The 24,957-nt window shown below is 59.1% G+C and carries 22 protein-coding genes; 7 read left to right on the top strand and 15 right to left on the bottom strand.

The features are described from left to right. Nucleotides 1–43 precede the first annotated feature (43 nt). The 3 genes from BMS17_RS13475 to BMS17_RS13465 form a co-directional block, all read right to left on the bottom strand. Nucleotides 44–970 (bottom strand): SdiA-regulated domain-containing protein, encoded by a 927-nt coding sequence (locus tag BMS17_RS13475; protein ID WP_046032309.1) that lies wholly within the window; start codon nt 968–970, stop codon nt 44–46. Nucleotides 971–1,228: 258 nt separating this feature from the next. Next, the gene (locus BMS17_RS13470) at nt 1,229–1,894 is read right to left on the bottom strand and encodes a fumarylacetoacetate hydrolase family protein (protein ID WP_046032308.1); all 666 of its coding nucleotides are present in this window, start codon (nt 1,892–1,894) and stop codon (nt 1,229–1,231) included. A gap of 36 nt (nt 1,895–1,930) precedes the next feature. Beyond that, complete coding sequence (locus BMS17_RS13465; RefSeq protein WP_046032307.1) at nt 1,931–3,325, bottom strand: FAD-binding oxidoreductase; 1,395 nt, start codon at nt 3,323–3,325, stop codon at nt 1,931–1,933. Nucleotides 3,326–3,529: 204 nt separating this feature from the next. Between BMS17_RS13465 and serA the strand changes: the two genes are divergently transcribed. Continuing rightward, entirely contained in the window at nt 3,530–4,759 is a 1,230-nt protein-coding gene (gene serA / locus BMS17_RS13455) for a phosphoglycerate dehydrogenase (protein ID WP_046032306.1), read from the top strand. A 75-nt stretch (nt 4,760–4,834) separates the two neighbouring features. On the opposite strand, the gene BMS17_RS13450 is transcribed toward serA, so the two are convergent. Beyond that, nucleotides 4,835–5,260 (bottom strand): DUF4399 domain-containing protein, encoded by a 426-nt coding sequence (locus BMS17_RS13450; protein WP_046032305.1) that lies wholly within the window; start codon nt 5,258–5,260, stop codon nt 4,835–4,837. A gap of 135 nt (nt 5,261–5,395) precedes the next feature. Here BMS17_RS13450 and BMS17_RS13445 point away from each other — a divergent pair, with 135 nt between their 5' ends. Further along, on the top strand, nt 5,396–5,980 hold the full coding sequence (locus BMS17_RS13445; RefSeq protein ID WP_046032304.1) for a transporter substrate-binding domain-containing protein: 585 nt from the start codon (nt 5,396–5,398) through the stop codon (nt 5,978–5,980). Between the two features lie 137 nt (nt 5,981–6,117). On the opposite strand, the gene BMS17_RS13440 is transcribed toward BMS17_RS13445, so the two are convergent. Both BMS17_RS13440 and BMS17_RS13435 read right to left on the bottom strand, forming a co-directional pair. Further along, nucleotides 6,118–6,603, bottom strand: coding sequence for a DUF523 domain-containing protein (locus BMS17_RS13440; protein ID WP_077431091.1), 486 nt, complete (start codon nt 6,601–6,603; stop codon nt 6,118–6,120). A 2-nt stretch (nt 6,604–6,605) separates the two neighbouring features. After that, nucleotides 6,606–7,238 (bottom strand): 2OG-Fe(II) oxygenase, encoded by a 633-nt coding sequence (locus BMS17_RS13435; protein ID WP_046032302.1) that lies wholly within the window; start codon nt 7,236–7,238, stop codon nt 6,606–6,608. 108 nt (nt 7,239–7,346) lie between these two features. On the opposite strand from BMS17_RS13435, the gene BMS17_RS13430 reads away from it, so the two are divergent. After that, nucleotides 7,347–8,099 carry a DUF2059 domain-containing protein gene (locus tag BMS17_RS13430; RefSeq protein WP_046032301.1) on the top strand — a complete coding sequence of 251 codons (753 nt, stop codon included), beginning with the start codon at nt 7,347–7,349 and terminating at the stop codon, nt 8,097–8,099. 46 nt (nt 8,100–8,145) lie between these two features. On the opposite strand, the gene BMS17_RS13425 is transcribed toward BMS17_RS13430, so the two are convergent. Beyond that, on the bottom strand, nt 8,146–9,093 hold the full coding sequence (locus BMS17_RS13425) for an alpha/beta hydrolase (RefSeq protein WP_077431090.1): 948 nt from the start codon (nt 9,091–9,093) through the stop codon (nt 8,146–8,148). 97 nt (nt 9,094–9,190) lie between these two features. Here BMS17_RS13425 and BMS17_RS13420 point away from each other — a divergent pair, with 97 nt between their 5' ends. Continuing rightward, nucleotides 9,191–9,769: a DUF6436 domain-containing protein gene (locus tag BMS17_RS13420; RefSeq protein ID WP_077431089.1), complete on the top strand. Its 579-nt coding sequence runs from the start codon at nt 9,191–9,193 to the stop codon at nt 9,767–9,769. 103 nt (nt 9,770–9,872) lie between these two features. After that, on the top strand, nt 9,873–12,284 hold the full coding sequence (locus BMS17_RS13415; protein ID WP_077431088.1) for a penicillin acylase family protein: 2,412 nt from the start codon (nt 9,873–9,875) through the stop codon (nt 12,282–12,284). A 135-nt stretch (nt 12,285–12,419) separates the two neighbouring features. On the opposite strand, the gene BMS17_RS13410 is transcribed toward BMS17_RS13415, so the two are convergent. Continuing rightward, nucleotides 12,420–13,385, bottom strand: a complete 966-nt coding sequence (locus tag BMS17_RS13410) for a GlxA family transcriptional regulator (protein WP_077431087.1) — start codon at nt 13,383–13,385, stop codon at nt 12,420–12,422. A 310-nt stretch (nt 13,386–13,695) separates the two neighbouring features. Between BMS17_RS13410 and BMS17_RS13405 the strand changes: the two genes are divergently transcribed. Then, nucleotides 13,696–14,337: an HD domain-containing protein gene (locus BMS17_RS13405; protein ID WP_077431086.1), complete on the top strand. Its 642-nt coding sequence runs from the start codon at nt 13,696–13,698 to the stop codon at nt 14,335–14,337. A 63-nt stretch (nt 14,338–14,400) separates the two neighbouring features. On the opposite strand, the gene BMS17_RS13400 is transcribed toward BMS17_RS13405, so the two are convergent. The 7 genes from BMS17_RS13400 to BMS17_RS13370 all read right to left on the bottom strand — a co-directional run bounded on the left by BMS17_RS13400 (nt 14,401) and on the right by BMS17_RS13370 (nt 22,847). Beyond that, nucleotides 14,401–15,291: an ABC transporter permease subunit gene (locus BMS17_RS13400; protein ID WP_046032295.1), complete on the bottom strand. Its 891-nt coding sequence runs from the start codon at nt 15,289–15,291 to the stop codon at nt 14,401–14,403. Then, a complete protein-coding gene (locus BMS17_RS13395; RefSeq protein ID WP_175649027.1) occupies nt 15,288–16,169 on the bottom strand; it encodes an ABC transporter permease subunit in 882 nt (293 codons plus the stop codon). The genes BMS17_RS13400 and BMS17_RS13395 overlap by 4 nt, the downstream gene beginning before the upstream one ends. A gap of 35 nt (nt 16,170–16,204) precedes the next feature. Next, a complete protein-coding gene (locus BMS17_RS13390) occupies nt 16,205–17,347 on the bottom strand; it encodes an ABC transporter ATP-binding protein (RefSeq protein WP_046032293.1) in 1,143 nt (380 codons plus the stop codon). A 73-nt stretch (nt 17,348–17,420) separates the two neighbouring features. Further along, entirely contained in the window at nt 17,421–18,518 is a 1,098-nt protein-coding gene (locus BMS17_RS13385) for a polyamine ABC transporter substrate-binding protein (RefSeq protein ID WP_046032292.1), read from the bottom strand. Between the two features lie 245 nt (nt 18,519–18,763). Then, nucleotides 18,764–19,876: a polyamine ABC transporter substrate-binding protein gene (locus BMS17_RS13380; RefSeq protein WP_046032291.1), complete on the bottom strand. Its 1,113-nt coding sequence runs from the start codon at nt 19,874–19,876 to the stop codon at nt 18,764–18,766. A gap of 189 nt (nt 19,877–20,065) precedes the next feature. Continuing rightward, the gene (locus tag BMS17_RS13375; RefSeq protein ID WP_046032290.1) at nt 20,066–21,430 is read right to left on the bottom strand and encodes an aspartate aminotransferase family protein; all 1,365 of its coding nucleotides are present in this window, start codon (nt 21,428–21,430) and stop codon (nt 20,066–20,068) included. Nucleotides 21,431–21,488: 58 nt separating this feature from the next. Then, nucleotides 21,489–22,847 carry a glutamine synthetase family protein gene (locus tag BMS17_RS13370; RefSeq protein WP_046032289.1) on the bottom strand — a complete coding sequence of 453 codons (1,359 nt, stop codon included), beginning with the start codon at nt 22,845–22,847 and terminating at the stop codon, nt 21,489–21,491. A gap of 679 nt (nt 22,848–23,526) precedes the next feature. Between BMS17_RS13370 and BMS17_RS13360 the strand changes: the two genes are divergently transcribed. Further along, on the top strand, nt 23,527–24,903 hold the full coding sequence (locus BMS17_RS13360; protein ID WP_017341358.1) for a glutamine synthetase family protein: 1,377 nt from the start codon (nt 23,527–23,529) through the stop codon (nt 24,901–24,903). Nucleotides 24,904–24,957: the final 54 nt, after the last annotated feature.

Here is a 24,957-nt window from a genome sequence, read left to right as displayed (position 1 = left end):
TAATGGCCCGCAGCCTGCGACCACAACTGCGGGTTTGCGGCGCTTATTTCTGCTTTTCGAAGCGGTAGAACAGGTTCGGCTCACTCACCATGTACAAGGTGCCCGCTTCGTCCATGGTCACGCCTTCGGCCCGGGGAATGGTGTTCTTCAGGCCGTTGAAGCCACGCAGCAGCGTAATGAAACTGACCTGTTCACCCTTCTTGTCCAGCTCCAGCAACAGGTGCGAATCGGCGGACAGCACCAGCATGTGGCCGGTCCGCGGGTCGATGGCCAGTGCCGACAGGTTGCGCATATCCAACGCATGACTGGCCAGTTTCAGCTTGTCACCGGTCAGGACCTTGCCGTCACCTTTCCAGGTAAACAAGGCCGGCGGACGCTCTTCGCCCAGCACCAGCTGCTGATTGCGCGGATCCCAGGTGACACCCTCGAAGGCCTTGTTCTGGTCTTTGGAAGGGCCGAGGTCGTATTTCGGGAAGTCGGCGATGTTCAGTTCGCGGGTGTCGGCGTCAACCTTGACGATAGCGATCAGATGCTCGCGCTCATCGACAATGGCCAACCGACCATCGCCCAGCACGGTGACGCCTTCAGGGTTGCTCCAGCCGACCAACGGCATTTTGCGCAACACATCGCCCTGCAGGTTCAATTCGACCAGGAACGGGTTCTTGCCCATGACCGAAAACAGGGTCTTAGTCTGGGGATCGTAAGACAGGTCCGATGCTTCGTCCTTTTCCATGCCCGGCAACGGCTTGGCATCGATCACTGCCCGGTAGTCCGGAAGCCAGATACTGGCCTGGCGCTCGGCCGGGCTCTTGAATTGCTCTTTCACCCAGAGCACGCCTCGCGCATCCCAATGCATGGCAAAGGCGACGCCGTAGGCGACAACGGCCACCAACAGTAGCCAGGTATACCAACGCAGCGCGAAGCGCGAGCGGCGGGCAGGTTTAAACGTGGAAAGCGGAGGAGTGGCCATCGGGGAATGCGTTCCAGAAATTCAGGCTAGGGGTAATAGCACAATTGGGGCCGGCTCAGACGCCGAACGCCCCGGAATTATCCAGAGAACATGTGAAAAAATCGGCAAATGACAGGAAGGCCCTACGGCGGCCAACCACAAAACCCTTGTAGGAGCCGAGCTTGCTCGCGATAGCGGTCGTTCCTTCAACATCCAGGTTGAATGTGCTGACGCCATCGCGAGCAAGCTCGGCTCCTACGGGGGTTTGCGGTGTTTGGGTTAGCGAACGCTGCTGGTGAAGCGGCTCGCGCCCGGCAGTTCCAGGACGATCTCGTCACCGACATTCAGCGGGCCAACGCCCACTGGCGTGCCGGTCAGGATCACGTCACCGGCCTGCAGCGAAAAGCAACCGGCCATGTGCTGGATCATCGGCACGATCGGGTTGAGCATTGCGCTGCTGTTGCCGTCCTGGCGCACTTCGCCATTGATGGTCAGGCGGATGCCGATGTCGGCCAGGTCCGCAAAGGTACTGCCGGACACGAACGGCGCGATCACCGCCGCGCCATCGAAGGACTTGGCGATTTCCCAAGGCAGGCCCTTGGATTTCAGCTCGGCCTGTTTGTCGCGCAGCGTCAGGTCCAGGGCTGGCGCGAAACCGGAGATGGCGTCCAGCACTTCCTCACGGCTCGGCTTGGTCGACAACGACTTGCCGATCAATACAGCGATTTCCGCCTCGTAATGCACCGAGCCACGCTCGGTCGGAATGCTGAAACCGCCGTCCAGCGGCACCACGCAACTGCCCGGCTTGATGAACAGCAACGGCTCGGTAGGCACCGGGTTGTCCAGTTCCTTGGCGTGTTCGGCATAGTTACGGCCAATGCACACCACTTTCCCCAGCGGGAAGTGAATACGCGTACCGTCGACATACTGGTGCTGATAGCTCATTACCGACTCCTGATTCGTGCTCTTAACGTTCGAAAATCAAACAGCGAAGATCTTGCCCGGGTTCATGATGCCGTTCGGGTCGAACACCGCTTTGACGGCTTTCATGTACTCGATCTCAACCGGCGAGCGGCTGTAGGTCAAGTAATCACGCTTGGTCATGCCCACGCCGTGCTCGGCGGAGATCGAGCCGTTGTACTTCTCGACGGTTTCGAACACCCACTTGTTGACGGTTGCGCACTTGGCGAAGAACTCGTCCTTGCTCAGGTTATCCGGCTTGAGGATGTTCAAGTGCAGGTTGCCGTCGCCAATGTGGCCGAACCAGACGATTTCGAAGTCCGGGTAGTGTTCGCCGACGATCGCGTCGATTTCCTTCAGGAACGCCGGGACTTTCGACACAGTGACCGAAATGTCGTTTTTGTACGGCGTCCAGTGGGAAATGGTTTCGGAGATGTATTCGCGCAGCTTCCACAGGTTCTGCAGCTGGGTTTCGCTCTGGCTCATCACGCCGTCCAGTACCCAGCCCTGCTCGACGCAGTGCTCGAAGGTTTCCAGGGCGTGGTTGGCCACTTCTTCGGTGGTCGCTTCGAATTCGAGCAACGCGTAGAACGGGCAATCAGTTTCGAAAGGCGCCGGCACATCGCCGCGGCCCATGACTTTGGCCAGCGCTTTATCGGAGAAGAATTCGAAGGCCGTCAGGTCGAGCTTGCTTTGGAACGCGTGCAATACCGGCATGATCGCGTCGAAATCGGCAGTACCGAGGACCATCGCGGTCAGGTTTTTCGGCGCACGGTCCAGGCGCATGGTCGCTTCGACCACAAAACCCAGGGTGCCTTCAGCGCCGATGAACAGCTGGCGCATGTCGTAGCCAGTGGCGTTCTTGATCAGGTCGCGGTTCAGCTCCAGCACATCACCCTTGCCGGTCACAACTTTCATGCCGGCGACCCAGTTACGGGTCATGCCGTAGCGAATGACCTTGATCCCGCCGGCATTGGTGCCGATATTGCCGCCAATCTGGCTGGACCCTGCCGAAGCGAAGTCCACCGGGTAGTACAGGCCTTTTTCTTCGGCGACGTTCTGCAAATGCTCAGTGACCACGCCTGGCTGACATACGGCCGTGCGGTCAGTGAGGTTCACGTCGAGGATCTGGTTCATATAGTCGAAGGACACAACGACTTCGCCATTGGCCGCCACCGCAGCGGCGGACAACCCGGTGCGACCACCGGACGGCACCAGCGCCACCTTGTGTTTATTGGCCCACAGGACAATGGCCTGCACCTGTTCGGTGGTCTTGGGAAACACGATGGCCGTCGGGGCCGGGGCGAAATGCTTGGTCCAATCCTTACCATAAGCATTCAGGGAGTCGGCATCGGTCAGCACCTTGCCAGGCTCAACCAGGGTCTTCAGCTCATCAATCAGGGCAGGATTGGTCATCGACAGAACTCTCGAACAATTCATGGTCATCCTGAGAACGCTTCACGTCGCAGGAATGAGTGTTTAGCGGGGCGCCTATGCTAGCATATCGACCCCGCAGGATAGTGCCCAACGGCTGTTCTGCGGCGACGGCTTTCTTGCCGTCCGGGTCAGCATCTGTTGACCATTTCCTGCCATTTTTCTCCGGGATACAGGTTTACGCAGATGAGCAAGACTTCTCTCGATAAGAGCAAGATCAAGTTCCTTCTTCTCGAAGGCGTCCACCAATCGGCTGTCGACGTCCTCAAGGCGGCGGGCTACACCAGCATTGAGTACCTCACCGGTTCTCTGCCGGAAGCCCAGCTGAAGGAAAAGATTGCTGATGCGCACTTCATCGGCATTCGCTCCCGCACGCAACTGACCGAAGAGATCTTCGATCACGCGAAGAAGCTCGTGGCTGTAGGGTGTTTCTGCATCGGCACCAATCAGGTTGACCTGAACGCGGCTCGCGAACGCGGCATCGCGGTGTTCAACGCACCGTACTCCAACACTCGCTCCGTAGCCGAGCTGGTGCTGGCCGAAGCGATCCTGTTGCTGCGCGGCATCCCTGAGAAGAACGCTTCCTGCCACCGTGGCGGCTGGATCAAGAGCGCGGCCAACTCCTTCGAAATCCGCGGCAAGAAGCTGGGTATCGTCGGTTACGGTTCGATCGGTACGCAACTGTCGGTCCTGGCTGAAGGCCTGGGCATGCAGGTGTACTTCTACGACACCATCACCAAGCTGCCGTTGGGCAACGCCACTCAGGTAGGCAACCTGCACGAGCTGCTGGCGATGTCCGACATCGTCTCGCTGCACGTTCCGGAAACCGCCGCCACCCAGTGGATGATGGGCGAGAAGGAAATCCGCGCGATCAAGAAAGGCGGCATCCTGATCAACGCCGCTCGCGGCACCGTGGTCGAGCTGGACCACCTGGCTGCCGCCATCAAGGACAAGCACCTGATCGGCGCGGCCATCGACGTGTTCCCGGTGGAGCCTCGCTCCAACGACGAAGAGTTCGAAAGCCCGCTGCGCGGCCTGGACAATGTGATCCTGACCCCGCACATCGGTGGCTCCACCGCTGAAGCCCAGGCCAACATCGGTCTGGAAGTGGCAGAGAAACTGGTCAAGTACAGCGACAACGGTACGTCGGTATCGTCCGTGAACTTCCCGGAAGTGGCCCTGCCGGCTCACCCTGGCAAGCACCGTCTGCTGCACATCCACGAAAACATTCCGGGCGTGCTCAGCGAGATCAACAAGGTCTTCGCCGAAAACGGCATCAACATCTCCGGTCAGTTCCTGCAGACCAACGAGAAAGTCGGCTACGTGGTAATCGACGTCGACGCCGAGTACTCGGACCTGGCGCAAGAGAAGCTGCAGCACATCAACGGCACCATTCGTTGCCGCGTGTTGTTCTGATAGCGACTTGAGCGACAAAAAAAGGAGACCTAGTGGTCTCCTTTTTCATGGGCGCGGTTCTTTATTCCGAGCAGGTTACTTCACGTTGACGGTGATCTTTTTCGACACGATCGGCGGATCGAACGGTATGTGGTTGCTGTCGCCCAGTTCCAGCTGCAAGGTGTGCTTGCCCGGCGTCAGCGTTATTTCAGCCTGGGTCTCGGCTTTGCCGAAATGTTTGTGGTTGTCATCTTTGGGGATCGGCGTACCAGCGGCTGGCAGTTCATCGACATCGATCAGCAAGTGGTGATGGCCGGTGTTCTTGGTGGTATCACCCGCAGGCGCCAGCGCAACGTTCTCGACCGCGAACTTGACGACGACAGTCTGCGGCACCGTCGCCCCGTCTTCAGGAGAAACGATGGATACTTCAGCACCCTTGGGCGCCGGTGTAGCAGCACTGGCCAACACCGAAACACCCATCAGCAGGCCAGCCAAAGCAGCACGTGACATAAAGGTTTTCATTCTCTTCTCCTGTTTTTCCGTAAAATCCGCGTGACCAATACAACTTCATGGTCAATCGTTGTCGAAGGCACTCGACAACCATAGCAAAGCGAACCTGAACCAGAGGGTCGCGATAATAAATTCAAAGGAGTGACCATGCGCTTTTTGCCTGGCCTGATCTGTCTGCTACCCCTTTTGAGCCCTTTGGCTCATGCCGAACTGATTGACGACGTGAACGACCGCGGCGAACTGCGCATCGCTCTTGAAGCGAATACACCGCCCTTCAACTTCAAGGATGAAGGCAAGCTCACCGGCTTCGAAGTCGAGCTGGGTCAACTGCTGGCCAACGAGCTCGATGTGCGGGCCGACTTCGTCGTCACCGATTCGGGCGATCTGCTGACTGGCGTTGAAAGCGGCAAGTACGACATAGCCATCAATCACATTACAGTGACCTCGGCGCTCTCGGATCGTTTCGATTTCAGCGAACCTTACGTTCAAACCACCACGCAATTGATCGCGCAGAAAGAAGAACCGCGCTCAATGTTGCTGGTGCAGTCGTTGACTGATGCGAAACCGAAAGCCGCCGCACCCGTGAGCCTGGCGATTCCGTTTCAGAAAGGTAACCCGGCGTTTCACGCCAGCCTGGAAAACGCGCTGCAACGGATCAAGGACGATGGCCGGATGGCGGCGCTGGAGAAGAAGTGGTTTACGGCGGATACGAGCGTGACACCGAAACCCTGATTTCAGGATGTACGACTGTTGGAGATCTAATGTGGGAGCGGGCTTGCTCGCGAAGGCGGAGTGTCAGTCGACATCAATGTGTCTGGCTCCCCGCCTTCGCGAGCAAGCCCGCTCCCACATTAGTTTTGTGTTGGACTTCAAACCAAGGTTGTCAGGGCTGCCGCCGCCTCGGTCAACTCCAACTCGCTGAATACCTGCACACCATTGCGCTTGAGCAACGCCGCCGTCACACCTTCGCCCGCCACCTTCACGCCGCTGAAGCTTCCGTCATACGTCAGCAAATTCCCGCAAGACGGGCTGTTGGCCTTGAGCACGGCGATGCGGATGCCATGCTGTTGCACCAGTGCCAGCGCCTGATACGCCCCCGACAGAAACTCGGCACTGACATCCGCACCTTCGGTGGTGATCACGCCGGCGTGGCCATCAAGCACTTCACCGCCCTGCCCGCCCGGGATTTCCGCCGCTGCCCGCGGCGTTGGCAAGCCGCCGGCCACCTCGGGGCACAGCGGCACGACCCGGCCCTCATCCAGCCATTGCTGAAGCTGATCGAATGGCCCGCTCCCCCCGCCGTCGTAACGAACGCGATGGCCCAGCAGGCAGCGGCTTACCAGAATCTTTTGCATGATCAGAACGGCTCGTTACCCCGACGCCGGAACCAGCCGGTCAACGACAGGCGATCCCGGGTGGCGGGCAGGACTTCGTGGGGCACTTCGCCCGAGAGGAAGACCACCAGGCAACCGCCGATAGGTTGCACGTCGTAGGCGCGGTCGTCGTCGAGGTACATGCGCAACTGACCACCGTGTTCAGGCAGCCAGCCGTCATTGAGATACACCACGGCCGACACCATGCGCCGGTCGTCATCGCGGAAACGGTCGACGTGTTTGAGGTAAAACGCGCCGGGTGGGTACATCGCGAAGTGGCTTTCGAAATCTTCCAGGCCCAAGAACAAGCCGCGGTTCAGTGCTTCACGCAGGCTGTCCATCAGCGCCAGGTAGCTGTCGCAGGCTTCGGCCTGGCCCGGATCGATCCACTGGATGTGGTCACCACGAATCCCCTCGCGAACTTCCGATGACGGGCCTCGGCCTACGGCGGCCGGGGCCAGTTCACCCTCGGCTGCACGTTTACGGCACTCAGCCGCCAACGCCCGGGTCAGATCCAGAGGCAGGAAAATATTCTGCTGCGACCAGCCATGTGCAGCCAGGTCATCAACGATACGTAACAGCAGCGGGTGATCAGAGGGTATTTGCATGCCGCGCATAGTATTCCTGTGCCTGAAAATCCGACAGAGCCACGCAGCGGGTTGATACGAATTCTCGACAAGTACGGGTGCCACACGGAGAATAGTCGCCTGCCGACAGGAGTCCCTATGCGCCGTTTGCTTTTTTCACTGTTGATGCTCTGTGCTTTGCCCGCTTGGGCAGACGGCCACGACCAGTTGTATAAAGTCGCCGGCTGGCCAGACCAACGTGCGCATTTCAACGACGCGCTCACGGCCGCACAACAACGCTACGAAAGCAGCCTGCCACCGGCCGTGTTTCAGGCGCTGGTGAATAACAGCAATCAGCGTTTCGCTCCCCAGTCCGTCGATCAGCGTGCCGAAGCGCAATTGCGCAAGAGCCTCGCTGATCCCAAACCGGCATTGGCCTTCTTTCAATCGCCCTTGGGCAAAAAAGTCGTAGCCGCCGAACTGCTGGCCACCCGTCGTGATCAACTGGCGAAAAACGCCAAGGGTCTGCCCAAGGTTCAGGCCAGCGATAGCCGTCAATTGATCATCGGCCACCTGGCCCAGGCCCTGCCCGCTCGCGAGGCGGGCGCTGAAGTGAGCCTGGCCATTGCCGGTGTCGCGGCCGACAGCCTGAGTTCAATGATTCCCGGCCTGTTGGGCGGTGGTCAGGCGCAGATGATGTTGAACGGTCAGCGTCAGCGTTTGATGGAACAGATCGGCAGCGACCTGAACAACACGCTGCTCTACGTGTATCGCGACCTGTCGGATGACGAACTGGAAGAATTCGCCACGTTTGCCGAGTCCACCGAGGGCCAGGCCTATTACCAGGCCGCACTGGCGGCAATTCGGGCGGGGTTGGCGGTGGGGCAGAATACTTCGAACCTCAGCCAATGATTTTTGCTGTCTGATCGACTTGCCCGCGATGGGGCCAAAACGGCCGCTATGAATTCCGGCCTTTGATCCGCTTGGTCAAAAACCCGAAATACTCCTGCCGCAACACCAGCGTCTCATTCGCCAGATGATGCCGCGCCTCTGGCAACATCAACACCTGAGGCCGGTCGAACTTGGCGTTCAACACCCCAAGGTTATGCTCCCAATCCACCGTCATGTCTGCCTGCCCCTGCACGATCAGCGGCCTGCGCGGGCTGTTCGGTGCGGCTTCGATCTGCTTGATCCAGCGCGCCAATGCCCCCACCCAGGCCGTGGGCAGGCGTAACGGCTGCAAAGGATCAGCCTGCAGGAACGGCAAGAAATCAGGATCGTTGGAGTTCTCGCTGAAGCGCCGGGCGATGGCTTTGACGAAAGGCTTGAGCAGGTAATAACTGAGTTTGGACCAACCCCAGGCGCGAGGCCTGACCAGGGGTGACAACAGAATCACCTGCCCTTGAGCGGGACTGTTAGAGCCTTGATTGAGTACATGATCAATCACGATCGCCCCGCCCGTGCTTTGCCCGCACAGGTGCCACGGCTGCGGCAGATCGATGGACAAGGCCTCGGCGAACAACCCTTCTAGCGTGTGCTGATACTCGGCGAATGCCTTGATGCTCGCCCGCTCGCCACTGGACAGACCATGCCCCGGCAGGTCGCAGGCGATTACGGCAAACCCCTGGTCCAGCGCCCACTCGATCACATGGCGGTAGAGTCCGGTGTGATCGTAGAAACCGTGGAACATGAACAACGTCGCCTTCGCCCGCTCCGGCCACCAGAACTGGCTGACCAATTCATAGCCATCGACCTCGAAACGCCCCAGCCCCCCACGCAGCGTACGCCCCGGAAAATCCAGGCCATAAAAACGCTGATACGCCATGGCCTCGGTCGACAACGGCTGCCCTTCGGCCAATGGCCGCAGGCTGGCGCGTAAATGATCGGGGGCAAACGTGGCTGACATGAACGATTCCAGAGCGGTAAACAGACTTTATAGGCCTGCGATATTCATCTGTCGCGGCAAGCATGGCAAGCTAGCCGACCTTCGAGGATTGAAACCCATGCGCCCGGCCAATCGCACCACACTGCTTGCCAGCCTGCTCGCCCTCGTGTGCGCCGGCATCCTGTGGGCCGCTTATGACTGGTTTCAAGGACGCTACTTGCGAGCCTTCAGCGAACACACCGCGGTATTTTCCGGTGACCCATTGCACCTGCCCGCCGACCTCGCCGGCCCCGGCGCCATCCGCCTGGTGCACTTCTGGGACCCGGCCTGCCCGTGCAACGTCGGCAATCAACAACACCTGAGCGAACTGGTCGAGCGCTATTTACCGCAGGGCGTCGAGTTTTATGCGGTGCAAAAACCCGGCAGCCATGGCCAGTTACCCGCCACACTGAGCAGCCTGAAAACCATTACCGTCCTGCCGGGCTCCGAACAGATTCCCGCCAGCCCGGCCGTGGCGATCTGGGACCGCAACGGCAAACTGGCCTACTTCGGCCCGTACAGCGAAGGCCTGACCTGCAATTCGAACAACAGCTTCATCGAACCCATTCTGCAAGCACTGAGCGAAGGTCGCGCGGTGAACGCTACCCATACGTTGGCCATTGGTTGTTATTGCCCATGGCCCGCTGAAGTGAAGTAAGGCATTCCTGACTTTTGCAGGACCGCGATGCCCGGCACGGAAGGTCTGTGCTACATGTTGGCAGCCCACACGGGCGGCAAACCTATAAGAACAAGGAGTCACCATGAAACGCGTCCTGACCGTACTTGCCTTGCTGATTGTCGTGCTCGCCATCGGAGTCGGCGGGTATGTGTACAGCAAACAGCCGTCGCGTCAGGGCCTGGTCGAACTGCAAGGCCTGCAAGGTTCGGTGACCGTGCGTTACGACGAGCGTGGCGTGCCGCATATCCGCGCGGAAAACGAAGCCGACCTCTACCGCACCCTCGGCTATGTGCAAGCCCAGGACCGCTTGTTCCAGATGGAAGCCATGCGGCGCCTGGCCCGGGGTGAACTGGCCGAAATCCTCGGACCGAAACTGATCGAGACCGACAAACTCTTCCGCAGCTTGCGCATTCGTGAGCGGGCCGACAGCTACGTGGCGGCGCTGGATCGGCAGTCGCCGGCATGGAAGGCGCTGGAAGCGTACCTGGACGGCATCAATCAATATCAGGACACTCACGCCGCGCCCGCCGAGTTCGACGTGCTGGGCATCCACAAGCGTCCGTTCACGGCGCAAGACAGCATCAGCGTCGCCGGCTACATGGCATACAGCTTTGCCGCGGCGTTCCGCACCGAACCTTTGCTGACGTTCGTGCGCGACCAATTGGGCGCCGACTACCTGAACATCTTCGACCTCGACTGGCAGCCCAAAGGCGTATTGGCCAAGGGGCATTCCAAACCTGCCCTGACACTGACAGCCAGTGACTGGAAAGACCTGAACGCCCTCGCCCGCCTGAGCGAACAAGCGCTGGCCGACAATGGCCTGCCCCAATTCGAAGGCAGCAACGCCTGGGTGATTTCCGGCAACCGCACCAAAAGCGCCAAACCGCTGCTGGCGGGCGACCCGCACATTCGCTTTTCAGTGCCCGCAGTCTGGTACGAGGCACAACTCTCGGCGCCGGGCTTTGAGCTGTACGGCCACCATCAGGCCTTGGTGCCGTTTGCCTTTCTCGGCCACAACCTGGACTTCGGCTGGAGCCTGACCATGTTCCAGAACGACGATCTGGACCTGATCGCCGAGAAGATCAACCCGGACAACCCTAACCAGGTCTGGTATCGCAGCAAGTGGGTGGACATGGTCAACACCGAACAGAAAATTGCCGTGAAGGGCCAGGAGCCGGTCACGCTGACCCTGCGTCAATCGCCCCATGGCCCGATCATCAATGATGCACTCGGCACCGCGGCAGGCAAGACGCCGGTGGCCATGTGGTGGGCGTTCCTTGAAACGCCAAACCCGATTCTCGAAGGTTTCTACCAGCTCAACCGCGCCGACACGCTGGCCAAGGCACGCGCCGCCGCCGCCAAGGTTCAGGCGCCGGGGTTGAACATTGTCTACGCCAACGCCAAGGGCGACATCGGCTGGTGGGCGGCGGCGCTGTTGCCCAAACGCCCGACCGGGGTGAAACCCGGCTTCATCCTCGACGGCAGCACCAATCAGGCGGACAAGGACGGCTTTTACCCGTTCAGCGCCAACCCGCAGGAAGAGAACCCGCCACGCGGCTATATCGTCTCAGCCAACTTCCAGCCGCTATCGCCGACCGGCATGGAGATCCCCGGTTACTACAACCTTGCCGATCGCGGCCAGCAGCTCAATCGCCAGCTCAGTGACAAGAACGTGAAGTGGGACATCGACGCCAGCCAGAAGCTGCAACTGGGCACCACCACGGCTTACGGCCCGCGTCTATTGGCGCCGTTGTTGCCGGTACTGCGTGAAGTCGTCAGCGATCCCGCCGAACTGAAACTGGTGGAACAACTGGCGCAGTGGAAAGGCGATTACCCGCTGGATTCGACCAGCGCGACGCTGTTCAACCAGTTCCTGTTCAACCTGGCTGACGCGACGATGCACGATGAACTGGGCAATGATTTCTTCGACACTTTGCTCTCGACCCGGGTGATCGACGCCGCGCTGCCACGCCTGGCCGCCACACCTGATTCGCCGTGGTGGGACAACCGCAACACCCTCGGCAAGGAAACCCGCGCCGATACGGTCAAGGTGGCCTGGCAAGCGAGCATCACCCACCTCAAGACAACGCTGGGTGCGGATTCGGCTCAATGGCAGTGGGGCAAGGCGCACACCCTGACGCACGGCCATCCACTGGGCATGCAGAAGCCGTTGGACCTTATCTACAACGTCGGGCCGTTTGCGGCACCCGGCACGCATGAAGTGCCGAACAACCTCTCGGCCAAAATCGGCCCGGCGCCGTGGCCGGTGACTTACGGCCCGTCGACGCGACGCCTGGTCGACTTTGCCGACCCGGCCCACAGCCTGACCATCAACCCGGTCGGCCAGAGTGGTGTGCCGTTCGACAGCCACTACGATGACCAGGCGGAGGCGTATGTCGAAGGGGTTTATTACGAGGCGCACTTCAACGATGAAGAAGTCACGGCCAATACGCGCAGCACGTTGAAGTTCTTGCCGGCGCGGGCTGCGCCGTAGATTTTTGTTGTTTCGGCTGCCGTCATCGCGGGCAAGCCCGCTCCCACAAATGACTGAGTTGTCCGCTCGAACGCGGTCCAATGTGGGAGCGGGCTTGCCCGCGATGAGGCCCTCACAAACGACAGAAATGCCTGCTCAAACCATCGCCGCAAAGTTCTGCCTGAACTGCTGTGGCGTTACCCCCAGCCTGCGGTTGAACACGCTGCGCATGTGCTGGGCATCGCGAAATCCACATTGGTAGGCCACGGTTTTCAGTGGCGAATGGGTGCTTTCCAACAGCACCCGCGCCGCGTCCACCCTCGCCTGTTCGACAAATTCCGCCGGGGTGATTTTGGCTTCCTTGGCAAACACACGGGAAAAGTTGCGGGTGCTCATGTTGGCCGCATTCGCCAGGTCAGCGAGGGTCAGGTCGCCGGTGAGGTTCGCCAGCACGTAGAGCTGAACCAGCGCCACCGCCGACGTGGGTTCGGCGTGGGGCGTGAGGAACGGGCTGAACTGCGATTGCCCGCCTGAGCGCTGCGTGAATACCACCAGACGCTTGGCCACGTGCAGCGCGACTTCCGGCCCGTGATCCCTGGCCAGCAGGTACAACGACAGATCAATCCCCGCCGTGACCCCGGCCGAGGTGTAGAGCTCGCCGTCCTGCACGTACAAGCGATCCGCCTCGACCCGGGTCGACGGGCACAACTGTGCCAACGCGGCAGCATCGCTCCAATGGGTGGTCACGGTCCGCCCATCAAGCAGGCCGGCCCGCGCCAGCATGAACGCGCCATTGCAGATCGAACCAAAACGTTGCGCCCGCCCGCAGGCACCACGCAACCAGGCATCGAACACCGCACCGAAATCCAGGAATGGTAATTGCGGGCCGCCGGCCACCAGCAGCAGGTCATACGCTTGGAGCGCTTCGCTGAAATGTCGATGGGCGTTGAGCGACAAGCCATTGGAGCACGGCATCATCCCATGCTCGACACCGATCACCTCCAACCGGTAATGGTCTTGCGGTTCGAGGAAGCGGTTGGCCTCGCAAAACACATCCATGGGACCGGTAACGTCCAGGGACTGAACGCCGGAGAAGACCACGATGGCTACGGTTTTACTCATGGCGGGAAACGCCCTCTAACTATGGCAAACACAAAACCTGTGGGAGCGAGCTTGCTCGCGATAGCGGACTTACATTCACCCTCTCTGGTGACTGATACACCGCCATCGCGAGCAAGCTCGCTCCCACATGGACCGTGCGCAACCTTCGATGTGATCAAACTTAGCCAATCCACGCGCAACAAGCGAGGTTGGCGCGATATGCAGGTTCATTGGCAAGGATCGCAGCCATGGATCGATTGTCCGGTTTTGAGTGGCGCAACAGACTTGTTCCATCAGCGCCGCCACGGCGTTGCCCACGAGGACAGCACCCATGAGCAGCATCATTGCCGGTATCAACATTCCCGACAGCGCATTGGCCAAGGCCACCACCGAATACATCCGCGATGTCGAGTCCGACTTGCTGTATCACCACTCCCGCCGGGTGTTCCTGTTCGGTGCCTTGAGCGGCGAACGCAAGCAACTGGCCTACAACCCGGAGCTGTTGTACGTCGGCGCGATGTTCCATGACCTGGGCCTGGTGGAAGGACATCGCAGCGATGACGAACGTTTTGAAGTCGACAGCGCCAATGCCGCCAAGGCATTCCTCAAACCTTACGGGTTGAGCGACGACGATATCGAGCAAGTCTGGCTGTCGATTGCGCTGCACACCACACCGGGTGTGCCGCAACACTTGCGCCCGAATGTGGCGCTGGTGACCGCCGGGGTTGAAATGGATGTGCTGGGCATCGACTACGCGGCGTTTTCCACCGTGCAGCGTGAGGCGGTGGTGCATGCGCATCCACGGGGTGAAGGCTTCAAGGAATGCATCCTGTGTGCGTTCGCCAACGGCTTCAAACACAAGCCGGATACCACGTTCGGCACGGTGAACGCCGATGTGCTGGTCGACAGCGAGGCGGGGTTCAAGCCGATGAACTTTGTCGAGATCATCCGCAAATCCCCTTGGTTGGCATGAAGCCACAGGGGATTTGGGTTACTGATCGTTCCCACGCTCTGCGTGGGAACGATCATCCGTAGATCAAGCCGCTTCCGGCGCCTGCGCGCGGCGTACGTCCGGTTGCTTCCAGGAGTCGGCAGCGCCTTCTTCGATGGCCTGCTGAATTGCACGCTTGCGGCTCTCTTCGGCACGACGGCTGAAGAACCAGACCAGGAACGTCATCAGCGATACCGCCAGCAAAATCAGGCTGGCCACGGCGTTGATCTCCGGTTTCACGCCCAGACGCACCGCCGAGAACACTTCCATTGGCAGGGTCGTGGAACCCGGCCCCGAGACGAAGCTCGCCAGCACCAGGTCATCCAGCGACAGCGCGAAAGACATCATGCCGCCGGCACCCAACGAGGGCGCGATCATCGGGATGGTGATCAGGAAGAACACCTTCCACGGCCTCGCACCAAGGTCCATGGCCGCCTCTTCGATGGACAAGTCCAACTCACGCAAACGCGCCGACACCACCACCGCCACATACGCCGCACAGAACGTAGTGTGGGCGATCCAGATAGTGACGATGCCGCGTTCCTGTGGCCAACCGATCATCTGCGCCATGGCCACGAACAGCAGCAACAGCGACAGACCGGTGATGACTTCGGGCATCACCAGCGGTGCGGTGACCAGGCCACCGAACAGCGTGCGACCTTTGAAGCGGGTGATACGGGTCAGGACGAACGCGGCCAATGTACCCAGCGCCACCGCCGCCACCGCCGTGTAGCAGGCGATTTCCAGCGAGCGCACCACCGAGCCCATCAACTGAGTGTTGTCCATCAACCCGACGTACCATTTGATCGACCAGCCGCCCCACACCGTCACCAGTTTTGAGGCGTTGAACGAGTAGATCACCAGGATCAGCATCGGCGCGTAGATGAACAGCAAACCCAGCACCAGCATCAAGCTTGAGAATCTGAAGCGCTTCATTCTTTGCCCTCCATTTCTTTGGCCTGACTGCGGTTGAACAGGATGATCGGCACAATCAGGATCGCCAGCATCACCACCGCCAGGGCTGACGCCACGGGCCAGTCACGGTTGTTGAAGAACTCTTGCCAAAGCACTTTACCGATCATCAGGGTTTCCGGGCCGCCGAGCAGTTCCGGGATCACGAACTCGCCCACCACCGGAATGAACACCAGCATGCAGCCAGCGACGATGCCGTTCTTGGACAGCGGAATGGTGATTTTCCAGAAGCTGTTGAAGGTGCTAGAACCCAGATCGGATGCGGCTTCCAGCAGGCTGTGGTCGTGTTTGACCAGGTTGGCGTAGAGCGGCAGGATCATGAATGGCAGATAGGAGTAAACGACACCAATATAGACGGCGAGGTTGGTGTTGAGGATCTGCAGCGGTTCGCTGATCCAGCCCATGCTCATCAGGAAACCATTGAGCAGACCGTTGTTGCTGAGGATGCCCATCCACGCGTAAACGCGGATCAGGATGGCGGTCCAGGTCGGCATCATGATCAGCAGCACGAGGACCGTTTGCAGCTCTTTACGGGCACTGGCAATGGCGTAGGCCATCGGGTACCCGATCAGCAAACAGAGGACGGTGCTGATCAGCGCCATCTTCAACGAGCCGAGGTAAGCGGCGATGTACAACTCGTCGCCCGCCAGCATGGCGTAGTTGCCGAGGTTGAGCAGCACCTGCAGCTTCTGGTCGACGAAGTTGTAGATTTCGGTGTACGGCGGAATGGCCACATCGGCTTCGGCGAAGCTGATCTTCAAGACGATGAAGAACGGCAGCATGAAGAACATGAACAGCCAGATGAACGGAACCCCGATGACCAGCTGACGGCCACCGGGAATTATTCGATTGAGGCGGCGTTTGAATTTGCGCATGTTCATGAGCGAAGTACCACGCCGCTGTCGTCTTCCCAATACACGTAAACCTGGTCACCCCAGGTTGGGCGCTGACCACGGCGCTCGGCGTTGGCGACGAACGACTGGACGATCTTGCCGCTTGGCAGTTCGACGTAGAACACCGAGTGCCCGCCGAGGTAGGCGATGTCGTGCACTTTGCCGCTGGACCAGTTGTACTCGCAGGTCGGCTGCGTCGGCGTCACCAGCAGTTTTTCCGGACGGATCGCGTAGGTCACGGATTTGTCCTGCACCGAGGTACTGATGCCGTGGCCCACGTAGATCTGGCGATCCAGGTCCTTGCAGGTAATGGTCGCGTGACCTTCGGCGTCGTCGATCACTTCACCGTCGAAGATGTTGACGTTGCCGATGAATTCGCAGACCAGGCGACTGGTCGGGGTTTCGTAGATGTCGATCGGGCTGCCGATCTGGGCAATCCAGCCCAGGTGCATGATCGCGATGCGCTCGGCCATGGTCATGGCCTCTTCCTGGTCGTGGGTCACCATGACGCAGGTTACGCCGACGCGCTCGATGATCTCCACCAGCTCCAGTTGCATCTGCGAACGCAGCTTTTTATCCAGGGCGCCCATTGGCTCGTCGAGCAGCAACAGCTTCGGTCGCTTGGCCAGCGAGCGCGCCAGTGCCACACGCTGACGCTGGCCACCGGACAACTGATGCGGCTTGCGCTTGGCGTACTGGCTCATCTGCACGAGTTTGAGCATGTCGGCCACGCGCGCATCGACTTCGGCGGCAGGCAGCTTGTCCTGCTTGAGGCCGAAGGCGATGTTCTGCGCCACGGTCATGTGCGGGAACAAGGCGTAGGACTGGAACATCATGTTGATCGGCCGCTCGTACGGCGGCATGTCAGTGATGTCTACGCCGTCGAGGAAAATGCGCCCCTCCGTTGGTCGTTCGAAGCCAGCGAGCATGCGCAGCAACGTGGACTTGCCCGATCCCGAACCGCCGAGCAGGGCGAAAATTTCGCCTTTCTTGATTTCCAGGGACACATCGTCCACGGCAATCGTCTCGTCGAACTTTTTCGTGACCCGGTCGATTTTGACCAGCACCTGTTTAGGTGACTGGTCGCCCTCGAGGGCTTTCTTATAGGCGCCGGAGGCAACTGCCATTTACGAAACTCCCAGAAAAAAAGAGTGCAGTTCGCTCAAGGTGAGCCAACCTTGGATAGTTTGAGCCTTGAAGCTATTTACCCGTCTTGACCTTGGTCCAGCTGCGGGTCATCAAACGTTGAATATTCGGTGGTAATTCGACCGACACGTAGGTCTTGTCGAGGACTGCTTGCGGTGGATAAACCGACTCGTCTGTGCGGATGGACTGTTCCATCAGTTTGTCCGAAGCAGGGTTGGGATTCGCATAGCCAACAGAATCACTGACCTGTGCGATCACCTCGGGTTTCAACAAATAGTTGATGAACGCGTGGGCCTCTTTGGTGTTGGCCGAATCCTTGGGAATCGCCAGCATGTCGAACCAGAGAGCGCCGCCTTCCTTGGGAATGGTGTAGACGATGTTCACGCCTTTCTTGGCTTCTTCCGCACGGTTGCGGGCCTGGAACATGTCGCCGGAGAAACCGATGGCGATGCAGATGTCGCCGTTGGCCAGGTCCGAGATGTACTTGGAGGAATGGAAGTAAGTCACGTACGGCCGCACGGCGAGCAACTTGGCGGTGGCCTTTTCATAATCCTTGGGATCAGTGCTGTTGGCGTTCAGGCCCATGTAGTTGAGCACGGTCGGCATCATTTCATCGGCCGAATCGAGAAACGCCACGCCGCAGCTGTGCAGTTTCTTGATGTTCTCCGGCTCGAACAGCACGCTCCATGAATCGATCGTGTCGACGCCCAGCACGGCTTTGATCTTGTCGACGTTGTAACCGATGCCATTGGTGCCCCACAGGTACGGCACCGCGTACTGGTTGCCCGGATCGTTCTGCTCCAGGCGCTTGAGCAGCACCGGGTCGAGGTTGGAATAGTTAGTCAGCTTCGACTTGTCGAGTTTCTGGAAGGCGCCCGCCTTGATCTGCTTGCCAAGGAAGTGGTTGGACGGCACGACCACGTCGTAACCGGTACGCCCGGCCAGCAACTTGCCTTCCAGGGTTTCGTTGGAGTCGAAGACGTCATAGACCGGCTTGATGCCGGTCTCTTTCTGGAAGTCCGCCAGGGTGGTCGGACCGATGTAGTCCGACCAATTATAAATATGCACAGTGCCGGCGGCCTGGACACTGACGGCAAGTGTCAGTCCGGCGCCAGCCAGCAAGGCATTGCGAAACAAAGAAAAAATAGGCAAGTGGAGGTCCTCTAAAATTAGTTGGGCCCAAGTTGCCCCGCGTTACATGACAACCGTGGTTGCCCAGCAACAAAACCGGCGCGCAACTTACCCTCGAAAAACCGTTCCAGCAAAACTTTTATGCAGATACCTGTAGCAGCTGCCGAAGGCAGCGTTAAGGTCCGAAGGACCTTCCCGCGTTTTCAACAGCACAACTGCTTCGCAGTTGGACGCAGCCTGCGGCAGCTGCTACAGGGTTTTACGGCTTATTTACCCGATTTGATCTTGGTCCAGCTGCGAGTCAGGATCCGCTGGGTCGCGGCCGGCAAGTCGGCAATCGCGTACAGCTTGGCCAGCACGTCCGCTGGCGGGTAGATGCCTGGATCGGCGGTGATGTCTTTATCCACCAGTGGCGTGGCAGCCGCGTTACCGTTCGGGAAGCGCACGGCGTTGGTGATTTCAGCCATGATTTCCGGCTTCTGCAGGAAGGTCATGAACTTGTAGGCGCCTTCGACGTTCTCGGCATCTTTAGGGATGGCGACCATGTCGTAGAAGCTGCCAGCACCTTCTTTGGGAATGTTGTAGCTGACTTTGACCTTGTCACCGGCTTCAGCCGCGCGGGACTTGGCCTGGTAGATGTCACCCGAATAGCCCACAGCTACGCAGATGTTGCCATTGGCAAGGTCGGAGATGTACTTGGACGAGTGGAAGTAGGCGATCGAAGGACGGACCTTCATGATCAGCGCTTCAGCCTTGTCGATGTCTTCTTTCTTCTGGCTGTCGGTTGGCAGGCCCAGGTAGTGCAACGCCACCGGAATCATCTCGGTTGGCGAATCCAGCAAGCTGATACCGCAGGACTTCAGCTTGGCGGCGTTTTCAGGTTTGAAGATCAGGTCCCAGGAATCGACCGGTGCGTCGGCACCCAGTGCAGCCTTGACCTTCTCGGCGTTGTAGCCAATGCCGATCGAGCCCCACATGTACGGGAAGGCGTGTTCGTTACCCGGGTCGCTCACCGATACCGCCTTGAGCAGGTCGGTGTTCAGGTTTTTCCAGTTAGGCAGCTTGGACTTGTCCAGCTTCTGGTAGACACCGGCCTTGATTTGCTTGGCCAGGAAGTTGTTCGACGGTACGACGATGTCGTAACCGGATTTGCCGGCCAGCAACTTGGCTTCAAGTGTTTCGTTGCTGTCGAACACGTCGTAGACGACTTTGATTCCCGACTCGTCTTCGAACTTCTTGATCGTGTCCGGTGCGATGTAATCGGACCAGTTGTACACGTGCAGTACTTTGTCATCGGCCTGAACCGCGCCCGCCATCAACCCCATCAACGACATGGCAAGGAGAGTCTTACCAGCGAGCTTTTTACCTAGTGCCTTCATGCGTAATGCTCCAAATTTTTCTTTTTTGAACCACTTGTTTTCAGCGACCGAACCCGGGCAACTGGAACCGCGGCTAGTCTGGCAAGATCCACATCAGTCTTTCAAGGAAAGGCCAGGCTTTCTGACAGCGCTGAGCGAAAGTAGCTGTTTTGATACAAACCCCAGCCACTTACGCTCAGAGCCTAGCACTTAGCCCTGCAACGCACTCAGGGTCAGGTCCAGACACTTGCGTGCCTTGGCCACCAACTCATCGATTTCAGCCGGTGTAATCACCAGTGGTGGAGCAATGATCATGGTGTCGCCCACGGCGCGCATGATCAGGCCGTTGTCGAAGCAGAACTGGCGGCAGATCATGCCGACGCCCTTGCCTTCGTAACGTTTGCGAGTGGCTTTGTCCTGAACCAGTTCAATGGCCCCCAACAGACCGACACCACGCACTTCCCCCACCAACGGGTGATCGTTCAGTTCCCGCAGACGTTTCTGCAAATAGGGTGCCGTTTCTGCATGAACGCGCTCGATAATTTTTTCTTCGCGCAGGATGCGGATGTTTTCCAGCGCCACCGCAGCGGCCACCGGGTGACCGGAGTACGTGAAGCCGTGGTTGAAGTCGCCGCCTTCGTTCAGCACTGCGACCACTTCGTCACGCACGATCAGGCCACCCATGGGGATGTAGCCGGAGGTCAGGCCCTTGGCGATGGTCATCATGTCGGGCTTGAGGTCGTAGTAATCGGTACCGAACCACTCACCGGTGCGGCCAAAACCACAAATCACTTCGTCCGCCACGAACAGGATGTCGTACTTGGCGAGGATTTCCTTGATGCGCGGCCAGTAGGTGTCTGGCGGAATGATCACGCCACCGGCACCCTGGATCGGTTCGGCAATAAAGGCACCGACGTTATCCACGCCGATTTCCAGAATTTTCTCTTCCAGCTGATTCGCCGCCCAGACGCCGAACTCTTCAGGCGTCATGTCGCCGCCTTCAGTGAACCAGTACGGCTGTGCGATGTGGACAATGCCCGGGATCGGCAAGTCGCCTTGTTCGTGCATGTACGTCATGCCACCCAGGCTCGCGCCGGCCACGGTAGAACCGTGATAGCCGTTCTTGCGGCTGATGATGACTTTCTTTTTCGGCTGGCCTTTGATCGCCCAGTAGTGACGAACCATACGCAGCATGGTGTCGTTGCCTTCGGAGCCGGAGCCGGTGAAGAACACGTGGTTCATGCCTTCTGGCGCGATGTCGGCGATGGCCTTGGCCAGCTCCAGAACCGGCGGGTGAGCGGTCTGGAAGAACAGGTTGTAGTAAGGCAGTTCGCGCATTTGCTTGCTGGCGGCATCGGCCAGTTCATCACGACCGTAACCGATCGCTACGCACCACAGGCCGGCCATGCCGTCGAGGATCTTGTTGCCTTCGCTGTCCCACAGGTAAACGCCCTTGGCGTTGGTGATGATCCGCGGGCCTTTCTCTTTCAGCTGCTTGAAATCACTGAACGGAGCCAGGTGGTGATCGTTGCTCAGGGTTTGCCATTCACGGGTTTGCGGATTGTTACTGGTCATACGAATCTCCTAAAAAATCAGGTGAAAGCGCCGCCCGACAACGACGGCGCCCGGCGTATCAGACGGCAAAGAGCAGGAATTCCCGTTCCCACGAACTGATCACGCGCTTGAAGTTTTCATGCTCGGCCCGCTTGACCGCGACGTAGCCAGTAATGAAATTTTTGCCCAGGTACTTCTCGATGGTTGAGCTGTTTTCCATGCGATCCAGCGCATCTTCAATGGTCAGCGGCAGGCGCAGGTTGCGGCGTTCATAGCCACGGCCCACCACCGGGGCACTCGGGTTGAGGCCTTCGACCATGCCGACGTAACCGCAGAGCAGGCTCGCGGCAATCGCCAGGTACGGGTTGGCATCGGCGCCCGGCAGACGGTTTTCCACCCGGCGGTTTTGCGGCCCGGCGTCCGGAACCCGCAGGCCCACGGTGCGGTTCTCTTCGCCCCACTCCACGTTCACCGGTGCCGAGGTGTCCGGCAGGAAGCGGCGGAACGAGTTGACGTTGGGCGCGAACAGCGGCAACAGCTCGGGAATGAGTTTCTGCAAGCCACCGATGTGGTGCAGGAACAACTGGCTCATGGTCCCGTCTTCATTGGAGAAGATGTTCTTGCCGGTCTCGATGTCGATGATGCTCTGGTGCAAGTGCATCGCACTGCCCGGTTCACCGGTCATGGGCTTGGCCATGAAGGTCGCCGCCACGTCGTGCTTGAGCGCGGCTTCGCGCATGGTGCGCTTGAACACCAGGATCTGGTCGGCCAGGGACAGGGCATCGCCGTGACGGAAGTTGATTTCCATCTGCGCCGTGCCGTCCTCATGGATCAACGTATCGAGGTCCAGCTCCTGCAGTTCGCACCAGTCGTAGACGTCTTCGAACAGCGGATCGAATTCGTTCGCCGCTTCAATCGAGAACGACTGGCGACCGATTTCCGGGCGCCCGGAGCGACCGATCGGCGGCTGCAGCGGATAGTCGGGGTCGTCGCTGCGCTTGGTCAGGTAGAACTCCATTTCCGGCGCCACGATCGGCTGCCAGCCCTTGTCGGTATAGAGTTTCAGGACCTTCTTAAGCACGTTGCGCGGCGACAGCTCGATCGGGTTGCCTTGCTTGTCGTAGGTGTCGTGGATCACCTGGGCAGTCGGCTCGATGGCCCACGGCACCAGAAACACAGCGTTCTGGTCGGGGCGGCAGATCATGTCGATGTCGGCCGGGTCGAGCAGCTCGTAATAGATGTCGTCTTCGACATAGTCGCCGGTCACGGTTTGCAACAGAACGCTTTCAGGCAGGCGCATGCCTTTTTCGGCGATGAACTTGTTGGTCGGCGAGATCTTGCCCCGGGTAATCCCGGTCAAGTCGGCGATCATGCATTCGACTTCTGTGATCTTGTGGTCTTTCAACCAATCGGTGAGCTGGTCGAGGTTGTTACTCATAAATGCCTCTAGGCTTTGAGTTTCCTGACTCTTGCAAGTCAGGCGATGTTTGACGCATCGGCGTCGCGTTGAAACGGGTGTCTGCGACAGGCTATCGTGTTTCTTGCGGACTGCGCGCCAACGGCCGGGCGTGCAGAATCACGAGCGGAGTCCTGTGCGATAGCCAGGCCGCTATTGTGAATCGGTTCTATATTGAATGGAGTAACCGTAATGGGGGTGCCATCAGGACCGTCCAGAATATCGGACGCAGACCGATGAGCCGCCAGCGACCGCAGAGTCTTGAGCGGGCCCGAAGCCGATGAGGCTACGGCGCGGACGTAAGTGTCGCCACTGATGTGGTAAGCATGCAGACCAATCTGCCTAGAGCAGTTGGTGATGCCGATTATCGGCAGGCGAGACATGAAGCACCCCGGTATTATTGGTGTTATGGGTTTGAATCGAGCTTAGCCTTGTTCATTTTTTTACACAACACCCCCGTAAAAAATACAACACGCCCCGCTCAACCCCGCGTCGGCTAAAGCGTTCAAAGGCATAAAAACGCCCCAAAGTGCCTCAAAAAAGCCTTACGAGCGCTTTTTTAGGGCAAAAAAGGCCTCGCTTGACTTCGGCATGCCGTTCGGGTTGACTGGAATCCGAAGAGATCAATGATTGATATTTTTAACAACAAAGGTGTTGCATCATGTCGGTACCCCCGCGTGCCGTTCAGCTTAACGAAGCGAACGCGTTCCTTAAGGAACATCCTGAGGTTCTGTACGTTGACCTTCTGATTGCGGATATGAATGGTGTGGTGCGCGGCAAGCGCATTGAACGCACCAGCCTCCACAAGGTTTACGAGAAAGGCATCAACCTGCCGGCCTCTCTATTTGCTCTGGATATCAATGGCTCGACGGTGGAAAGCACCGGCCTGGGCCTGGACATCGGTGATGCTGACCGAATCTGCTATCCAATCCCCGACACCCTGTGCAATGAGCCTTGGCAGAAACGCCCTACCGCGCAGCTGTTGATGACCATGCACGAACTCGAAGGTGACCCTTTCTTCGCGGATCCCCGTGAAGTGCTGCGTCAAGTCGTGACCAAGTTCGACGAGATGGGCCTGACCATCTGCGCAGCCTTCGAACTGGAGTTCTACCTGATCGACCAGGAAAACGTGAACGGCCGTCCACAGCCGCCACGCTCGCCGATCTCTGGCAAACGCCCGCATTCGACTCAGGTCTACCTGATCGACGACCTCGACGAATACGTCGATTGCCTCCAGGACATTCTGGAAGGTGCGAAAGAGCAAGGCATCCCTGCCGACGCGATCGTCAAGGAAAGTGCCCCGGCGCAATTCGAAGTGAACCTGCACCACGTGGCCGACCCGATCAAGGCCTGCGACTACGCGGTTCTGCTCAAGCGCCTGATCAAAAACATCGCCTACGACCATGAAATGGACACCACCTTCATGGCCAAGCCTTACCCGGGCCAGGCGGGCAACGGTCTGCACGTCCATATCTCGATTCTTGATAAAGACGGCAAAAACATTTTTGCCAGCGAGGATCCCGAGCAGAACGCCGCACTGCGTCACGCGATCGGCGGTGTGCTCGAGACCCTACCCGCGCAGATGGCTTTCCTCTGCCCGAACGTCAACTCCTACCGTCGTTTCGGCGCACAGTTCTACGTGCCGAACTCGCCGTGCTGGGGCCTGGACAACCGTACCGTGGCGATTCGCGTACCGACCGGCTCTTCCGATGCCGTACGTATCGAACACCGTGTTGCCGGCGCCGATGCCAACCCGTACCTGTTGATGGCTTCGGTCCTGGCAGGCGTGCACCACGGCCTGACCAACAAGATCGAGCCAGGCGCACCCGTAGAAGGCAACTCCTACGAGCAGAACGAGCAAAGCCTGCCGAACAACCTGCGCGATGCATTGCGCGAGCTGGACGACAGCGAAGTCATGGCCAAGTACATCGATCCGAAGTACATCGATATCTTCGTCGCGTGCAAAGAGAGCGAGCTGGAGGAGTTCGAACACTCCATCTCCGACCTTGAGTACAACTGGTACCTGCATACCGTGTAAGCGGTTGCAGTAAAAACGAACGCCGCCGGCCTTAGCGCCTGCGGCGTTTTTTAT

Origin of the sequence: Pseudomonas sp. C9 (assembly GCF_002000165.1) — a bacterium.
In the GTDB taxonomy this organism is placed as follows: domain Bacteria; phylum Pseudomonadota; class Gammaproteobacteria; order Pseudomonadales; family Pseudomonadaceae; genus Aquipseudomonas.
This window is presented reverse-complemented; position numbering and strand designations above follow the sequence as displayed.

Bases quoted from the DNA above. Each gene is read 5' to 3' on its own strand.
- BMS17_RS13475 (WP_046032309.1), bottom strand. From the start codon at position 970: ATGGCCACTCCTCCGCTTTCCACGTTTAAACCTGCCCGCCGCTCGCGC.
- BMS17_RS13470 (WP_046032308.1), bottom strand. From the start codon at position 1,894: ATGAGCTATCAGCACCAGTATGTCGACGGTACGCGTATTCACTTCCCG.
- BMS17_RS13465 (WP_046032307.1), bottom strand. From the start codon at position 3,325: ATGACCAATCCTGCCCTGATTGATGAGCTGAAGACCCTGGTTGAGCCT.
- serA (WP_046032306.1), top strand. From the start codon at position 3,530: ATGAGCAAGACTTCTCTCGATAAGAGCAAGATCAAGTTCCTTCTTCTC.
- BMS17_RS13450 (WP_046032305.1), bottom strand. From the start codon at position 5,260: ATGAAAACCTTTATGTCACGTGCTGCTTTGGCTGGCCTGCTGATGGGT.
- BMS17_RS13445 (WP_046032304.1), top strand. From the start codon at position 5,396: ATGCGCTTTTTGCCTGGCCTGATCTGTCTGCTACCCCTTTTGAGCCCT.
- BMS17_RS13440 (WP_077431091.1), bottom strand. From the start codon at position 6,603: ATGCAAAAGATTCTGGTAAGCCGCTGCCTGCTGGGCCATCGCGTTCGT.
- BMS17_RS13435 (WP_046032302.1), bottom strand. From the start codon at position 7,238: ATGCGCGGCATGCAAATACCCTCTGATCACCCGCTGCTGTTACGTATC.
- BMS17_RS13430 (WP_046032301.1), top strand. From the start codon at position 7,347: ATGCGCCGTTTGCTTTTTTCACTGTTGATGCTCTGTGCTTTGCCCGCT.
- BMS17_RS13425 (WP_077431090.1), bottom strand. From the start codon at position 9,093: ATGTCAGCCACGTTTGCCCCCGATCATTTACGCGCCAGCCTGCGGCCA.
- BMS17_RS13420 (WP_077431089.1), top strand. From the start codon at position 9,191: ATGCGCCCGGCCAATCGCACCACACTGCTTGCCAGCCTGCTCGCCCTC.
- BMS17_RS13415 (WP_077431088.1), top strand. From the start codon at position 9,873: ATGAAACGCGTCCTGACCGTACTTGCCTTGCTGATTGTCGTGCTCGCC.
- BMS17_RS13410 (WP_077431087.1), bottom strand. From the start codon at position 13,385: ATGAGTAAAACCGTAGCCATCGTGGTCTTCTCCGGCGTTCAGTCCCTG.
- BMS17_RS13405 (WP_077431086.1), top strand. From the start codon at position 13,696: ATGAGCAGCATCATTGCCGGTATCAACATTCCCGACAGCGCATTGGCC.
- BMS17_RS13400 (WP_046032295.1), bottom strand. From the start codon at position 15,291: ATGAAGCGCTTCAGATTCTCAAGCTTGATGCTGGTGCTGGGTTTGCTG.
- BMS17_RS13390 (WP_046032293.1), bottom strand. From the start codon at position 17,347: ATGGCAGTTGCCTCCGGCGCCTATAAGAAAGCCCTCGAGGGCGACCAG.
- BMS17_RS13380 (WP_046032291.1), bottom strand. From the start codon at position 19,876: ATGAAGGCACTAGGTAAAAAGCTCGCTGGTAAGACTCTCCTTGCCATG.
- BMS17_RS13375 (WP_046032290.1), bottom strand. From the start codon at position 21,430: ATGACCAGTAACAATCCGCAAACCCGTGAATGGCAAACCCTGAGCAAC.
- BMS17_RS13370 (WP_046032289.1), bottom strand. From the start codon at position 22,847: ATGAGTAACAACCTCGACCAGCTCACCGATTGGTTGAAAGACCACAAG.
- BMS17_RS13360 (WP_017341358.1), top strand. From the start codon at position 23,527: ATGTCGGTACCCCCGCGTGCCGTTCAGCTTAACGAAGCGAACGCGTTC.